This window comes from Mesorhizobium sp. M7A.F.Ca.MR.362.00.0.0 (assembly GCF_004023175.1).
In the GTDB taxonomy this organism is placed as follows: Bacteria; Pseudomonadota; Alphaproteobacteria; order Rhizobiales; family Rhizobiaceae; genus Mesorhizobium.
Genome location: NZ_RZTF01000097.1, coordinates 3,451 through 18,172, shown reverse-complemented (window position 1 = coordinate 18,172; position 14,722 = coordinate 3,451). Strand labels below are relative to the sequence as shown.

The 14,722-nt window shown below is 63.7% G+C and carries 13 protein-coding genes and 1 pseudogene; 10 read left to right on the top strand and 4 right to left on the bottom strand.

What is annotated here, in order from left to right; all coding sequences use genetic code 11:
* Positions 1 to 417: 417 nt before the first annotated feature.
* The gene (locus EOC06_RS14775; protein ID WP_128308118.1) at positions 418 to 2,250 is read right to left on the bottom strand and encodes a M3 family oligoendopeptidase; all 1,833 of its coding nucleotides are present in this window, start codon (positions 2,248 to 2,250) and stop codon (positions 418 to 420) included.
* Between the two features lie 177 nt (positions 2,251 to 2,427).
* Between EOC06_RS14775 and EOC06_RS14770 the strand changes: the two genes are divergently transcribed.
* The 3 genes from EOC06_RS14770 to EOC06_RS14760 all read left to right on the top strand — a co-directional run bounded on the left by EOC06_RS14770 (position 2,428) and on the right by EOC06_RS14760 (position 6,550).
* Complete coding sequence (locus EOC06_RS14770; RefSeq protein WP_128308116.1) at positions 2,428 to 3,963, top strand: sigma-54 dependent transcriptional regulator; 1,536 nt, start codon at positions 2,428 to 2,430, stop codon at positions 3,961 to 3,963.
* 403 nt (positions 3,964 to 4,366) lie between these two features.
* Positions 4,367 to 6,193, top strand: a complete 1,827-nt coding sequence (locus tag EOC06_RS14765) for a DUF882 domain-containing protein (protein WP_128308115.1) — start codon at positions 4,367 to 4,369, stop codon at positions 6,191 to 6,193.
* Between the two features lie 165 nt (positions 6,194 to 6,358).
* Positions 6,359 to 6,550, top strand: a complete 192-nt coding sequence (locus EOC06_RS14760; RefSeq protein ID WP_127272097.1) for a hypothetical protein — start codon at positions 6,359 to 6,361, stop codon at positions 6,548 to 6,550.
* Between the two features lie 73 nt (positions 6,551 to 6,623).
* Here the strand turns inward: EOC06_RS14760 and EOC06_RS14755 are convergent, their stop codons facing one another.
* Positions 6,624 to 7,262: a 2-dehydro-3-deoxy-phosphogluconate aldolase gene (locus EOC06_RS14755; protein ID WP_023810049.1), complete on the bottom strand. Its 639-nt coding sequence runs from the start codon at positions 7,260 to 7,262 to the stop codon at positions 6,624 to 6,626.
* A 311-nt stretch (positions 7,263 to 7,573) separates the two neighbouring features.
* On the opposite strand from EOC06_RS14755, the gene EOC06_RS14750 reads away from it, so the two are divergent.
* The 3 genes and pseudogenes from EOC06_RS14750 (at position 7,574) to EOC06_RS14740 (ending at position 10,362) form a co-directional block, all read left to right on the top strand.
* Complete coding sequence (locus tag EOC06_RS14750) at positions 7,574 to 8,494, top strand: rhodanese-related sulfurtransferase (RefSeq protein ID WP_128308114.1); 921 nt, start codon at positions 7,574 to 7,576, stop codon at positions 8,492 to 8,494.
* 117 nt (positions 8,495 to 8,611) lie between these two features.
* Positions 8,612 to 9,348, top strand: a pseudogene (locus EOC06_RS14745) (tellurite resistance TerB family protein).
* Positions 9,349 to 9,606: 258 nt separating this feature from the next.
* Positions 9,607 to 10,362, top strand: a complete 756-nt coding sequence (locus EOC06_RS14740; protein WP_128308113.1) for an SDR family oxidoreductase — start codon at positions 9,607 to 9,609, stop codon at positions 10,360 to 10,362.
* Here the strand turns inward: EOC06_RS14740 and EOC06_RS14735 are convergent, their stop codons facing one another.
* Both EOC06_RS14735 and EOC06_RS14730 read right to left on the bottom strand, forming a co-directional pair.
* Entirely contained in the window at positions 10,363 to 10,728 is a 366-nt protein-coding gene (locus tag EOC06_RS14735) for a YciI family protein (protein ID WP_128308112.1), read from the bottom strand. It abuts the gene before it with no gap.
* Between the two features lie 151 nt (positions 10,729 to 10,879).
* The gene (locus tag EOC06_RS14730) at positions 10,880 to 12,064 is read right to left on the bottom strand and encodes a pyridoxal phosphate-dependent aminotransferase (RefSeq protein WP_128308111.1); all 1,185 of its coding nucleotides are present in this window, start codon (positions 12,062 to 12,064) and stop codon (positions 10,880 to 10,882) included.
* Positions 12,065 to 12,147: 83 nt separating this feature from the next.
* Here EOC06_RS14730 and EOC06_RS14725 point away from each other — a divergent pair, with 83 nt between their 5' ends.
* The 4 genes from EOC06_RS14725 to EOC06_RS42550 form a co-directional block, all read left to right on the top strand.
* A complete protein-coding gene (locus EOC06_RS14725) occupies positions 12,148 to 12,834 on the top strand; it encodes a GNAT family N-acetyltransferase (RefSeq protein WP_128308110.1) in 687 nt (228 codons plus the stop codon).
* Positions 12,835 to 12,844: 10 nt separating this feature from the next.
* Positions 12,845 to 13,792, top strand: a complete 948-nt coding sequence (locus EOC06_RS14720; protein ID WP_245469606.1) for a cation diffusion facilitator family transporter — start codon at positions 12,845 to 12,847, stop codon at positions 13,790 to 13,792.
* Positions 13,793 to 13,912: 120 nt separating this feature from the next.
* On the top strand, positions 13,913 to 14,125 hold the full coding sequence (locus EOC06_RS14715) for a hypothetical protein (RefSeq protein WP_128308117.1): 213 nt from the start codon (positions 13,913 to 13,915) through the stop codon (positions 14,123 to 14,125).
* A gap of 16 nt (positions 14,126 to 14,141) precedes the next feature.
* Positions 14,142 to 14,722 (top strand): NAD-dependent epimerase/dehydratase family protein (locus EOC06_RS42550; protein WP_245469604.1); only part of this gene is annotated, 581 nt, incomplete at its 3' end.

Below are 14,722 nucleotides of genomic sequence, written 5' to 3'. Positions count from 1 at the left end.
CCAAAGGAACCAGCCGACCAACACGCCTATCAGGAACGCCAGGACCACGTAGAAAAAAGTGCCCATTGTCTCTCTCCAGTCAGATCCGTCTGCCGTGGGTCATGACCTTCGGCGAAGGACTACTCTTGGTGGTTCCGCGGTAAGCAGAACAGCCGGCTTCGGTTCGAGCTGTCGGCGATCGGCTTTGCTTGCCCATGGCCAACGACCGTTGTCGCGTTCGCCTGAGCGCCACGGCCGGCTGAGATTTCTCCTCGCCGATCCGCATGCGCTCCGGCTGAGCTTGGAGTGAAGGCTATCATAGAGCTTGTGGAAAGCTATCGGAAAACTTCGGTGGAGAGTACTTCAAGAACAGATATTTAGGACGATAGTAGAGCTGTCCCAACATGCATTCCGGCTAAACTGTTAGAGGGACGCGTTTCAAGCGTCGAGCGCTTCCAGCTCGTCGATCAGGCCGCTGATGACGCCAAGTCCGATCTGCCAGAAGGCGGGATCGGTGGCGTCGAGCCCGAAGGGCGCCAGAAGCTCGGAATGATGTTTGGTGCCGCCGGCGCGCAGCATTTCGAAATACTTGTCTTGAAAGCCGCGCTCGGCGTTCTGGTAGACCGCGTAGAGCGAGTTTACCAGACAGTCGCCGAAAGCATAGGCATAGACGTAAAAGGGCGAATGGATGAAGTGCGGGATGTAGGTCCAGAACACCTCGTAGCCTTCGCGCAGCTTGATCGCGGGACCCAGACTTTCGGCCTGCACTTCGAGCCAGAACTGGCCGAGCCTGTCGGAGGTCAGTTCGCCGTTCTTGCGTTCGGCATGCACCTTGCGCTCGAATTCATAGAAGGCGATCTGGCGTACGACCGTGTTGATCATGTCCTCGACCTTCTGGGCGAGCATGGCCTTGCGCTCGCGCCGGTCGGTGGTCTGGTCGAGCAGCGAGCGGAAGGTCAGCATCTCGCCGAAGACCGATGCCGTCTCGGCCAGCGTCAGCGGCGTCGAGGCCATCAGTGCGCCCTGGCCGCCGGCCAGCACCTGATGCACCCCATGGCCAAGCTCGTGCGCCAGCGTCATCACATCGCGCGGCTTGCCCATGTAGTTGAGCAGGACATAGGGATGCGCCGACGGCACGGTCGGATGCGCGAAGGCGCCAGGCGACTTGCCGGGCCGCACCGGCGCGTCGATCCAATTGCGGTCGAAGAAGGTTCGCGCGATCTCGGCCATGTCGGGCGAAAAGCGCTGATAGGCGGACAGCACGGTGTTCCTGGCCTCGTCCCAGCCAATGATCGCCTGGGGCGTATCCGGCAACGGCGCGTTGCGGTCCCAGTGGTTCATCACCTCCATGCCCAGCCAGCGTGCCTTCATCGCGTAATAGCGGTGCGACAGGCGCGGATAGGCATCGCGAACGGCGGAAGCCAGGGCGTCCACCACGCTGCGCTCGACGCGGTTGGCGAGATGGCGTGAATCGGCGATGTCCTCGAAGCCGCGCCAGCGGTCGGATATCTCCTTGTCCTTGGCCAGCGTGTTGGTGATCAGCGTGAAGGTGCGCAAATTTTTGCGGAAGGTCGTGGCCAGCGCCTCGGACGCCCGGCGGCGCACCTCGCCGTCGGCGTCCTGCAAACGGTTCAGCGCCGGCTCCAGCGTCAGTTCCTCGCCGTCGATGTCGAAGCGAAGGTCGGTCATCGTCTCGTCGAACAGGCGGTTCCAGGCGCCGCGCCCGGTGATCGACTTTTCGTGGAAGAGCTGCTCGACGCGGTCCTCAAGCTGGTAGGGCTTGTCCTTGCGCAGATCGAGCACCCACGGCCGGTAGTGACCGAAGGCGGGATCGCCGGCGAGCGCGCCTTCGATCGACGCATCGTCGATCAGGTTGAGTTCGAGCGCGAAGAACAGAAGGTGCGCGCTGGCGTCGGTCATCTTCTCCTGGACGTCACCATAGAGCTTGGCGCGCTGGGGATCAGCGGTGTTTCCGGCATAAACCAGACCCGCATAGGAGACGATGCGGCCGATCAGTTCCTCCAGCGCTTCGTAGGCGACGAGCGCCTCGCCCAGCCTGCCGGCGCTGCCGCGCTCGGCCTCGGCGGCCAGCGTGCCCTTCCAGCGGCTTTCGAAGCTGACCGCGTCAGTGGCGGCCTTGGCGATGTCGCGCTTCAGTTCTGGCGCGTCCATGCCGGCATAGAGGTCGGCAAGGTTCCATTCCGGCAGGTCGCCCAGCTCGGCCGCGCCCTGACCGGACGCCGGCGCCGCCAGCCGCCGTGCGGAACCCATGTGGCCAGAATCCTTATGCATTGCCGACACCTTCCGTGGCCAAGGTTCAAGGAGAAACGAGAAGCCGGTCAAATCCTAAGGAATTCATTCACCGGGTTTTTTGAAACCTTATTTAGAACCCTGTGCCAAGATGGTCCACAGGGCAGGATTCCTCGGGCGGGCGTAGTTGTATCAGTCATGACAGGTTCCATACTCATAGTCGATGACGATCCGGTGCAACGCCGGCTGCTCGAAGCGGCGGTGACGCGGTTCGGCTACAGCGCAATCGTTGTCGACGGCGGCGCGGCCGCTCTCGATATCCTCGATGGACCCGGCGCCCGCGAGGTGTCGGTGGTCATCCTCGATCTGGTCATGCCCGGTCTCGACGGTATCGGCGTGCTGAAGGCGATGCGCGAGCGCGACATCAACGTGCCTGCCATCGTGCAGACCGCTCAGGGCGGCATCGAGACCGTGGTTTCGGCGATGCGTCATGGCGCCTTCGATTTCGTCGTCAAGCCGGCGTCTCCCGACAGGCTGCAGGCGTCGATCGGCAATGCGCTCAAGGTCGAGGCCGTCGAGGGCGAGGTCAAGCGCACGTCGCGCCGGCGCGGCGGCCTTCTGACCTTCAAGGACATGATTACGCACAGCCCGGCCATGGACAGGGTGATCCGTCTTGGCCAGAAAGCGGCGGCATCCAACATCCCGATCCTGATCGAGGGCGAGTCCGGCGTCGGCAAGGAACTGGTGGCGCGCGCCATCCAGGGCAGTGGCGACCGCCGCTCGAAACCCTTCGTCACCGTCAATTGCGGCGCCATCCCCGACAATCTGGTCGAATCGATCCTGTTCGGCCATGAGAAGGGCTCGTTCACCGGCGCCACCGACAAACACACGGGCAAGTTCGTCGAAGCGCATTCGGGCACACTGTTTCTCGACGAGATCGGCGACCTGCCGCTCGACGTGCAGGTCAAGCTGTTGCGCGCGGTCCAGGACGGCGAGGTCGATCCGGTCGGCGGACGCTCGACCGTCAGGGTCGACATCAGGCTGATTTCGGCGACGCACCGCAACCTCCTGCAGCAGGTCAAGGACGGCAAGTTCCGCGAGGATCTGTTCTATCGGCTGAACGTCTACCCGATCTTCGTGCCGCCGCTGCGCGACCGCCGCGACGACATCCCCTATCTGGTCACCCATTTCATGGAGAAGGTGGCGCCGGCCGACCCGCACCGTCGCCTGCAGGGTATTTCGGCGGCAGCGCTCGCCGTTCTGCAGGCCTATGACTGGCCTGGAAACATCCGGCAGCTCGAAAATGCCGTCTTCCGGGCCTCGGTGCTTTGCGAAGGCGATGTGCTTTCCGCCGAGGACTTCCCGCAGATACGGGCGCAAGTGGAAGGCACCGTCAACCTGGATATGGACGGCGATGCGCCGGCGCCCTCCCAGTCTTTGCAGGAGCGCGAGGACGAAGCCTTGCCCGGCGAGGGCGGCCCAGCAATCGCGTTCGATCCGCCGGCAAGGCTGCAGCCTCGCTTCGGCACGTTGCGGGCGCTCGACGAGCGCGGCAATGTGCGGGCACTGGCCGATGTCGAACTCGAGATGATCAAGCTTGCCATCGATCACTACAACGGACAGATGAGCGAAGTCGCCCGCCGGCTCGGGATCGGTCGCTCGACGCTCTATCGCAAGCTCAAGGAACACGGCATCGATCCGGAGACGGGCCGCGTAGACCGGCTCGCCTCCTAAGGGCGATGCCGGGCTGAGCTTCGGAATCCGGCTTGCCGCAAGGCCGACGCTAGCTTGCAATGCCACAGCAGGCCTTGTATCGCCATTTCGGCGGCATTGTGGCTGTGTCATGGACAGCTCTGTTCACGCATTAAGGCTAACGGTAACAGATCGTGTTCGGGCCGAAGGCGGAAATCTGATCTAAACCAGCGGTTTACCAAGAAACCTTGTGAACAATTTTTGACGGGATATCGCCACGGTGTTACCGCATTTCGGCTTCAATAAGCGATGATTAACCATTAGGATCGATATTCGGGTGTGCTAATGCCACATCCGTTTGGACAAATCCGGGGACAAACGGCAGCCTGCAAGGCCTTTTGATTTGAACAGAATCGAACGACACACAAACAGGCGGCACCATCATTTGAGCGTCTGGCCGAAGTGGCTGGCAGTGTTGGTTGTCGCTTTTGGTTTTGTTGCCGCGGCTGCGAGCGGAGCCAGCGCCGAAACACGGTCGCTGAAGCTTTATCATCTCCACACCCACGAGAAGGCCGAGATCGTCTACAAGCGCAACGGCCGCTACGTTCCCGAGGGTCTCAGGAAGATCAACATCATTTTGCGCGACTGGCGTCGCAACGAGCCGACCAAGATGGATCCGCGCCTGCTGGATCTGGTCTGGGAAGCGTATCGGGAAGCCGGCGCCACGGACTACATCCAGGTCATCTGCGGCTATCGCTCGCCGTCGACGAACTCGATGCTGCGTGGCCGCAGCAGGGGCGTCGCCGAGAAGAGCCAGCACATGCTCGGCAAGGCGATGGATTTCTATATTCCCGGCGTGCCGCTTAAGAAGCTGCGCAACATCGGTCTCAAGATGCAGGGCGGCGGCGTCGGCTACTATCCGTCATCCGGTTCGCCGTTCGTCCACATGGATATCGGCAATGTGCGCCATTGGCCCGGTATCAGCCGGCAGGAACTGGTCAGCCTGTTCCCCAATGGCAAGACGCTGCATGTGCCGAGCGACGGCAGGCCGCTGCCCGGCTTTGAGCAGGCGCTCGCCTCCTACAAGGCGCGCAAGGGTTCAGGCTCGCCGGCCATCGAGATGGCCAGTGCTGGCGGCAGCGGCAAGAAGTCAGGTGGCTTCCTGTCGGCTTTCTTCGGTGGCGGCGGCGACGACGAGGCCGACGACAGCGCCGATGTCCAGACCGCTTCGGCCGCCCCTCCGCCCAAAGCGAGAAACCTGAAGCCGGCAGCGGCAGCCAAGACCAGCAACCTCCCGGGCATTGCCATCGTGGCGCCGGAGAATGCGCGGCGCGCCGAGATTCCGCAGGTGGCCGAGCAGCAGGCTCCGGAGCCGGAAGAGGACACGCCGGAGACGATCATCGCGGCATTGCCGGCCCGAAGCGTTCCGCTGCCGGATTTCGCACCGCGGCCAAAAGCCGATGTCGGCGCTCAGCAGCCTGAGAATGTTCCTTTTGCGATGGCGGAGGCGACAGCCACCACCGAGCAGGCCGTGGCGACCGCGCATGCGCCGGCGAGCGTTCCTTTCGGCGTGGCCGATGCAACGGCTTCGGCTAATCCGGCCCAGGTCGCGGTCAACAACATACCGTTGCCGACATGGCGTCCCGACAATTCGCTGCCGGCCGCTTTGGCTGCGCCGCCCAGCAAGGATGTGCTGATGGCGCTGGCCGAGACGGCTGATCAAAGCAAGACGGCGACCGATGCGTTCTCGGTGCTGCCGACGGCGCGGCCCGAGATGGCCAGGCCGGATGCGGTCAAGGCCGTGCTCGACCAAGCCAATGCCCAGGTCGGTGCGGCCGATTACCAGCTTGCTTCCTTGTCCGGATCCGAGCCGCGTTCGGCGTTCAACGATCCAGGCACCAACGCCGCATCGCCGCGCGATGCCGTCGTTGCCCGCCCAGTCGGTTCCGATCCGGCCGCCGCGATCGGCGCCGGCGTCAAGACGACCCGCAAGGAATCGAGAGCCACCGCCCGCGACCTGAAGCCAGGCCCCAAGGCCATGGTGGTTGCAGCCGCACCGCAGGCCGCCCGCTGGGCATTGACCAGCGGCGAGCATGTCGCCACCGTTTCAAGCGCGACGACGGCGCCGGGCTACGCCTACAGCATCGTGCACACGCCGCCGAGCGAAGTCTACACGGCCGGCTTCCAGCCGAGCAGCCAGGTGGCCGATGCCAACCGCTTCACCGGCAACGCCGTCAAGTTCATGTCGGTAGCCCGCTTCCAGACCAAATGACGGCAAATCAATCGACAAAGCCGCGCCGGGCAACCAGCGCGGCTTTTTGCTGTTCAGCGAACCGGGCCAGCCTGCACGGTCACGCGCGGCTGAACTTCTCGTGAAGCCGGAACGGTCGGCCTATTCCCCGGGTTAATACAGGTTCGTTCAAACCCGGGGAGATCCATGAAGAACATCCTATTGGCATCGGTCATCGCATTGGCAACCGCTTCGGCGGCCATCGCCCCTACGCAGGCCGAGACCATTGTCGTCAAAACTCATGACCATATGCACATGAAGAAGCACTGCCGGACCAAGGTGGTCACAAGCTGGAAGCATCACCACAGGGTGGTTGAAAAGGTTCGGGTCTGCAGCTGATCCGGTTCGGAGCCGATTTGACAAACCCGGTCGACGCGAGTCGGCCGGGTTTCTTCATCCCGTGGCCGAGGCCTTATTTCGCAAGCTTGCTCGCCGCGCGCGCCAGGGCTTCGATCTCGTCCCACTTGCCGGCCTTGACGAGGTCGTCGGGCGCCACCCAGGAGCCGCCGACGCAGACCACGTTGGGCAGGCTGAGATAGTCGGCCGCGTTCTTGGCCGAGATGCCGCCGGTCGGGCAGAATTTCACATCGGCGAGCGGCGAGGCGAAGGCCTTCAGCGAAGCGATGCCGCCCGACTGCTCGGCCGGGAAGAATTTCAGGAAGCGCAAGCCGGCTTCCCGCGCCGCCATGATCTCGCCGGGCGTGATGGCGCCGGGCAGCAGCGGAACATCGCTGCCGGCGGCTGCCGACAGAAGCTCGCGGGTGATGCCGGGGCTGACGATGAAGCGCGAGCCCGCGGCAGCCGCCTCTTCGAACTGCCTGGCATCGAGAATGGTGCCGGCGCCGACGATGGCGTCCTCGACTTCACCAGCGACCCGCCGGATCGCTTCCAGCGCATCGGCGGTCCTCAGCGTGATCTCGATCGCGGGCAGGCCGCCGCGCGCCAGCGCGCGCGCCAGCGGCACGGCATTGGCGACATCGGAGATCTTCAGCACCGGGATGACCGGCTGGCCGTTGAGGAGCGACAGGAGTTTTTCGGTCTTGCTGGGCATGTGTCTCTCCGTGGCGTGGACAATTCAACCGATTAGCAGAAGGCCGTTTTCCTGTCCACGAAACCGGCCGTGTCGCGATGTCACGTGTCGCCCATGCTCGCCAAGCTTAGCTCACAAAGGCGGCTGCCAGCTCGGCGGCGGTGTCGGCAGGTTTGTGCCGGCAGCTTTGTCAGGATAGGAATTTTTTCTTGACTCCCTGATCTCAGCTATGGTACAAATTCGCCTATGGTGCAGATTTGCGCCCGGGACCTCCGAACAGGATGCCTGCTTTGCCTTGAATAGGCTTTCGTGAGCGTCTAGTGGCTTCGGCAATGACATCACTTCCACCCTTCCGCGTCGCAGCGCTCTACCGGTTTGCCCGGCTCGACGCTTTCGAAGAACTGCGCGCGCCGCTCGCCGCCTTCTGCTGCGGGCGCGGCATCAAGGGCACGCTGCTGCTGGCGCATGAAGGCATCAACGGCACCGTCGCCGGCAGCGAGGCGGCAATTGCCGAACTGATCTTGTATCTCGAAGCCATCGAAGGGCTGGCGGGCCTCGAGGTCAAGTACAGCGCAGCCGCGGACATGCCGTTCCACCGCATGAAGGTGCGGCTGAAGCGCGAGATCGTTACCATGGGTGTCGATGACATCGATCCTTCGAAAAGTGCCGGCACCTATGTCGCGCCGGCCGACTGGAACGCTCTGATTTCGCAGCCCGGCACTGTCGTCATCGACACGCGCAATGCCTACGAGGTGTCGATCGGCACATTCAGGGGTGCGATCGACCCGGGCACCGCAAGCTTCCGCGAGTTCCCGGCCTGGGTGGAGGCGCACCGGGGGGAACTCGAAGGCCGCAAGGTGGCGATGTTCTGCACCGGCGGTATTCGCTGCGAAAAGGCAACCGCCTATGTCAAATCGCTCGGCTTCGAGGATGTCTTCCATCTCAAGGGCGGCATTCTCAAATATCTCGAAGAGGTTCCGGCCGAACAGAGCCTCTGGCAAGGCGAGTGCTTCGTCTTCGACGAGCGCGTTTCGGTGTCGCACGGCCTCGCCGAGGGCGAAGCGGAACTGTGCCGCGCCTGCCGCCACCCGCTGACACCGGGCGACCTGACGTCGCCCAAATTCGCCGCCGGTATTTCCTGCCCGCATTGTTTCGATGCGCGTTCGAACGAGGACCGCCAGCGTTATGCCGAGCGCCAGCGCCAGGTCGAGCTTGCGCAGGCGCGGGGCAGAGAGCCGCATATCGGCTCCTGATCCAGGCATCGAGCTGCTGCAAAGCGGCCGCCTGTCATTGCAATGTCAAGTTTCGGGACCTACGTCTTCGACGTTCGAAACCTGCCCGTTCGGCCGGGCAAATCCTGGAGGCACTGAATGTTCGATCCCAAGAAGCTTCTCGACGATCTGCTCGGCTCGCAAATCCCCGGCACCAGCGGCACCGTCCGCGACAAGGCGGGGCAGGCCGTGCAGTGGCCAAGGACAATCCGCTGGCCGCCGGCGCACTGGCCGCCGTGCTGCTTGGAACTGGTGCCGGTCGTAACGTGACGGGCGCCGCGGTGAAGCTTGGCGGACTGGCCGCCATCGGCGGCCTCGCCTACAAGGCCTACCAGAACTACAAGGCCGGCAACGCACCCGCCGAAGCACCGGCCGCCGGCGAACCGGAATTGCTGCCGCCGCCCAAGGACACCGCCTTCCACCCGTCGCAGGCGCCGCAAGGCGAGGACGAATTCACGCTGACCCTGATACGGGCGATGATCTCGGCGGCGAAGGCCGATGGCCATATCGACGATGAAGAGCGCCAGAAGATCGCCGGCAAGCTCAGCCTGGCCGGCATAGACTCCGATGCCGAAAAGTTCCTGATGGCGGAGTTGGCAAGCCCGCTCGACCTCGACACGCTGGTCGCCGGCGCCAAGACCGACGCGCAGAAGCTCGAACTCTACACGGCGTCGCGCCTGACCATCGATCCCGACACCCGCGCCGAGCGTGGCTACCTCGACCTGCTTGCAGGCCGGCTCGGCCTGCCGGACGCGCTGGTCGACCATGTCGAGGCAACGGTTTCGGCGGCCAAGGTGCCGGCCACGGCAGGGACGTCACCCAATCCGCGCTGGTAGGCCAAAACGGCACAGGAGGCGCTTTCCGGGTTAACCTCTCGTTAACCCAGCAAGCGCATCATTCAACATAGTCGGATCGGCTTTTCCTCCTCCCAAGCCCGGTTCAGATCAGGGGCGGTCGCCAATGGCCGCCCTTTTTGTCGGCCCGATCGGATGGACACGCTTGCCATCGCCGCCGTCATTTGCGATGCCTTCCTTTTTCGAGCCAAACCCCGAAAATCAGTCGAGCAAGCGCAGCGCTGCCGGAGGACAACAGCCATGACCGAACAAAGAACCGCCATCGTCACCGGGGCCGGCACGGGCATCGGCAAGAGCGTCGCCACGGCGCTGCTCAAGGCGGGCTGGAACACAGTGTTCTGCGGACGCCGCAAATCCGTGCTGGATGCAGCCGTGGCCGAGGCCGGGTCCACCGATGCCAAGGCCCTGGCGGTTGCCTGCGATATCAGCAAGGCAGGCGAGGTCGACGATCTGTTCGAGACCGTGGCGGCGGCCTTCGGCCGTGTCGACCTGCTCTTCAACAATGCCGGCATGGGCTACAAATCGACGCCGATCGACGAGATACCGGTCGAAGTGTGGAACGATATCGTCGGCGTCAACCTCACCGGTTCGTTCCTGTGTGCCCGTGCCGCCTTTGGCGCCATGCGCAAGCAGAAGCCGATGGGTGGCCGCATCATCAACAACGGTTCGGTGTCGGCCTATGCGCCGCGCCCGGGCTCGGTGCCCTACACGGCGACCAAGCATGCCATATCAGGGCTGACCAAGACGCTGGCGCTCGACGGCCGGCCTTATGACATCGCCTGCGGCCAGATCGACATCGGCAATGCCCTGACCGATATGGCGCAGGCGATGACGGTCGGCGTGCCGCAGGCCAACGGCTCCATATCAGCCGAAGCGGTGATGGATGTTCAGCGCGTCGCCGACGCCGTCGTCCACATGGCCAGCCTGCCGCTCGACGCCAACGTGCTGTTCATGACCGTCATGGCGACCAAGATGCCGTTTGTCGGGCGTGGGTAGTTATTCTCCCGGTAGCTCTGCGCCGGGCAGATAGAGCGCGATAGGACGGATCTCGTAGACGGCGGTCGGATTGACGCGACGAAAGTCGCGCGCGATAGCGATGGCATCGTCCCGCGTCGGGCAGTCGACGACATAGAGGCCGAGAAGCTGTTCCTTGGTTTCGGCGAAGGGGCCGTCGACGATCAAGCCGCCGCGCAAGGTGCAGGCCGATTGTGTCGCGCCAAGCCGCGCCGACGGGCCAAGGCTGCCGTCGGCATAGAGCCCTTCATGGATCTTGAGCAAGTCAGCCATCAGCGCCGTATCTTCCTGCGGCGTCAGCGCCTTGATTGTGTCTTCCACATGATAGGCAAGGATTGCATAGAACATCCGATGTCACCCCACTTCGATCCTGATCCGAGGACCGTAGCCGTTCTCGACACGCACGCCCAGTCCCGGCCGCGCGCCTCCGGACGGCTCATGACACGGTCATGCCACAGCCGCAAATTGTCCGGAAGAGGACAGCGGGCCGCTTTCAAGCTTACTTCGCCAGGAAGGCCCCGATCCGTTCCAGCGCCCGCAAGATGTTCTCCTCGGAATTGGCGTAGGAGAGCCTGATATAGCCTTCGCCGAGAATGCCGAAATCGGGACCGCCGATCAGCGCCACGCCGGCCTCGTCGAGCAGCGCCGAGGCAAGTTTCTTGGCTTTCCAGCCGGTCTTCGAGACGTTGGGGAAAGCGTAGAACGCGCCTTTGGGCGTGATGCAGGACATATTGGGCAGCGCGTTCAGCCCCTCGACGACGATCTTCCGGCGGCGGTCGAAGGCGCCCATCATCTTGGCGACATCGTCTTGCGGGCCGTCGATTGCCGCGATGCCGGCGAACTGGCTCGGCGCGTTGACGCAGGACCAGCAGTTGACCGCCAGCTTGCGCACCTTGTCGTAGAGATGGGCGCCCCTGTCGCCATTCGGCCAGATCGACCAGCCCATGCGCCAGCCGGTCATCGCCCAGGTCTTCGACCAGCCATTGAGCACGATCAGCCGGTCGCGGATCTCGGGAAAGCCGAGCAGCGAGCAATGCGTCTCGCCATCATAGGTCATGACGTCGTAGATCTCGTCGGAGAGGATGGCGACCTGCGGATGCGCCTCCAGCCCCTTGACCAGTTTCTCGATCTCGGCACGCGGCGTGACGCCGCCGGTCGGATTGGCGGGCGAGTTGAGGATCAGCAGCCTGGTCTTCGAAGTGATCAGCGCCAGCGTCTCCTCGGCGGAGAAGGCAAAGCCGTTTTCCTCGCGCATCGGCACGGGAATAGGGGCTGCACCGGTGAACTCGATCATCGAGCGATAGATGGGGAAGCCCGGATCGGGATAGAGGATTTCGGCGCCAGGTTCGCCGAACATCAGGATCGCGGCGAACATGGTTGGCTTGCCGCCGGGCAGGATCATCACCGTTTCGGGCGATACTTCGACACCGGTGGTGGTGAGCGTGCGGCGCACCACCGCCTCGCGCGTCGCCAGCAGGCCATTGGCCGGTGTATAGCCGTGATGGCCGTCGCGCAGCGCCTTGATCGCCGCCTCGACGATGTGCTGCGGCGTCTTGAAGTCCGGCTGGCCGATGCCGAGATTGACAATGTCGCGGCCTTGTTGGGCAAGTGCTGTGGCCCTCGCGAGCACGGCAAAGGCGTTTTCCTCGCCAAGGCGGTCGAAGGCCGAAATCGTGTGGAGCATTTTTCCCGTCCGTGTGGTTCTTGCTGTTGGGTCGCGTTTTTGTGAGCTTCGGCTGGCAAAAGTCAAACGGATTGGAGCTTTCGGTGTCGGAAAATCTCAGGGATTGGCAACCGCGCCCGCGGCCCGAACGCAAGACCATCGACGGAAGCACTGTCCGGCTCGAACCGCTGAGTGCCGCAAAACATGGCGATGGCCTCTATGAAGCGTCCTCCGTGTCCGACATCGACGGCCGCTTCGCCTGGTTGCCCGATTATCCGCCGGAGACCCGCGCCGCCTTCCAGCCATGGCTGGACAAGGTCGAGGCCAGCGAGGATCCGCTGTTCTTCACCGTCATCGACAAGGCCAGCGGCAAGGTCGCCGGGCGCCAGACGCTGATGCGCATCGATCCGGCGTACGGCGTCATCGAGATCGGCAACATCTATTGGGGGCCGCTCATCTCGCGCAAGCCGGGTGCAACCGAAGCGCAGTTCCTGTTCATGAAATACATCTTCGACGAGCTCGGCTACCGCCGCTACGAATGGAAGTGCAACAACCGCAACGAGCCATCGAAGCGGGCCGCCGAACGGTTCGGCTTCAAGTTCGAAGGCATTTTCCGCCAGCATCTGATCGTCAAGGGTGAAAACCGCGACACTGCGTGGTATTCGATCATCGACAAGGAGTGGCCGGCGCTGCGCCGTGCCTACGAGGCATGGCTCGATCCGTTCAATTTCGATGGCGACGGCCAGCAGAAGCGACGGCTCGAGGATTGTCGCGCGGAATTCGGCGCCTAGGAGTTCGCCATTGGCACATACCCACGATCACAGCGGGCACGATCACAGCGGGCACGATCACATTGGGCACGATCATGGGCCCGGCCATGTCCATGGCTCGACCGACAAGAAACGCGTTCTGATCGCAGCCTGCCTGACCGGCGGCTTCATGGTCGCCGAAGCGCTTGGCGGCATCCTCACCGGCTCGCTGGCGCTGCTGGCCGATGCCGGCCACATGCTCGCTGACTCGATCGCGCTCGGCCTTGCCTGGTATGCGTTTCATCTTGGCGGCCGTCCGGCGACCGTTCGCCTCACCTATGGCTTCGGCCGGGTCAAGACGCTGGTGGCCTATACCAACGGCTTCGCCATCTTCGTCATCGCGCTGTGGATCGTCTACGAGGCCTGGGGGCGCCTGCAGGCGCCGGCACCGGTGCTTGGCGGGCCGATGCTGGTGGTGGCGATCCTCGGCCTGCTGGTGAACATCGGCGCGTTCTTCGTGCTGCATGGCGGCGACCGCGAAAGCCTGAACATGCGCGGCGCCATCCTGCATGTGCTTGGCGACCTGCTCGGCTCGGCGGCGGCCATCGCGGCGGCGCTGGTCATCCTGGCGACCGGCTGGACGCCGATCGACCCGATCCTGTCGGTCCTGGTCTCGCTGCTGATCCTCTACACGGCGTGGTCGCTGATGCGGGAAGCCGCCCATGTGCTGCTTGAGGGCGTGCCGCCAAGCCTCGACCGCGATCTGATCGCCCGGGATATCGAGGCGACGGTCCCACATGCATGTCTGGTCGCTCGACGGGACCAGCAATATGGCGACGCTGCATGCCTGTCTCGACGAGGGCGTCGATGCGCATCAGGCGGTGAGTGCCGTCAAGAAGCGGCTTGCCAGCGAGCACGGCATCAGCCATGCCACCGTGGAACCGGAATTCGGCCAGTGCGCCGACGACGGCGACGAGCACAAGCATGGGCACGAGCATGAAGCGGCTGCATATCACGACCACCATCACTAGGACCGGATCGATCGATGTCGATTGTCCTGCCTCGGGAGTTGCAAAACCTTGAAAACCAGCTTGATGAACACCCGCTGCCCTGGTGCGGCGTGATGGATCGTGACACCAGGAATGCTCTTGTCGCTGCCGTGTGGATCATGCTTCTGTTCGGTATCGGCGCCTACTACCTGCCGACCGTGATGCTGGCACTCGGCAGCCTTTCGACCGTGCTGGCCGGCGCCTTTGGCATCGTTTTCGTGCTGGCGTTCTTCTCGGTGTTCTGGTTGCGGGCCCGCAACCAGCGCAAAAATCAGGGTAAATAGGCAAGGGATTTTCGATATGCGCATTCTGATCACTGGCGCCGCGGGTATGGTCGGCCGCAAGCTCATCGCCCGGCTGGCCAAGGACGGCACGCTGCGCGGCCGCAAGATCACGGCGCTGGATTTACACGATATCGTGCCACCACAGGCCCCGAGCCTGGATGGCGTCAGCGTCACGCTGCACACTGGCGATCTCGCCGAAGCAGGGGCCACTGAGCGCCTGGTCGCATCGCGCCCCGACGTCGTGTTCCATCTTGCCGGCATCGTGTCGGGCGAGGCGGAAGCGAATTTCGATCTCGGCTACCGCGTCAATCTCGATGGCACGCGGGCCCTGTTCGATGCCATCCGGCTGGCGGGCTTTGCGCCGCGCGTCGTCTTCACCTCGTCGATCGCGGTGTTCGGCGCGCCGTTCCCGGATGTCATTCCCGACGACTTCCATCCGACGCCGCTGACCTCCTACGGCACCCAGAAGCAGATGAGCGAAGCGCTGCTGGCCGACTATACCAGGCGCGGCTTCTTCGACGGTATCGGCATCCGGCTGCCGACGATCTGCGTGCGGCCGGGCAAGCCGAACAAGGCGGCGTCCGGCTTCTTCTCCGG

Bases quoted from the DNA above. Each gene is read 5' to 3' on its own strand.
- EOC06_RS14775 (WP_128308118.1), bottom strand. From the start codon at position 2,250: ATGGGTTCCGCACGGCGGCTGGCGGCGCCGGCGTCCGGTCAGGGCGCG.
- EOC06_RS14735 (WP_128308112.1), bottom strand. From the start codon at position 10,728: ATGTTCTATGCAATCCTTGCCTATCATGTGGAAGACACAATCAAGGCG.
- EOC06_RS14740 (WP_128308113.1), top strand. From the start codon at position 9,607: ATGACCGAACAAAGAACCGCCATCGTCACCGGGGCCGGCACGGGCATC.
- EOC06_RS14750 (WP_128308114.1), top strand. From the start codon at position 7,574: ATGACATCACTTCCACCCTTCCGCGTCGCAGCGCTCTACCGGTTTGCC.
- EOC06_RS14770 (WP_128308116.1), top strand. From the start codon at position 2,428: ATGACAGGTTCCATACTCATAGTCGATGACGATCCGGTGCAACGCCGG.
- EOC06_RS14755 (WP_023810049.1), bottom strand. From the start codon at position 7,262: ATGCCCAGCAAGACCGAAAAACTCCTGTCGCTCCTCAACGGCCAGCCG.
- EOC06_RS14730 (WP_128308111.1), bottom strand. From the start codon at position 12,064: ATGCTCCACACGATTTCGGCCTTCGACCGCCTTGGCGAGGAAAACGCC.
- EOC06_RS14760 (WP_127272097.1), top strand. From the start codon at position 6,359: ATGAAGAACATCCTATTGGCATCGGTCATCGCATTGGCAACCGCTTCG.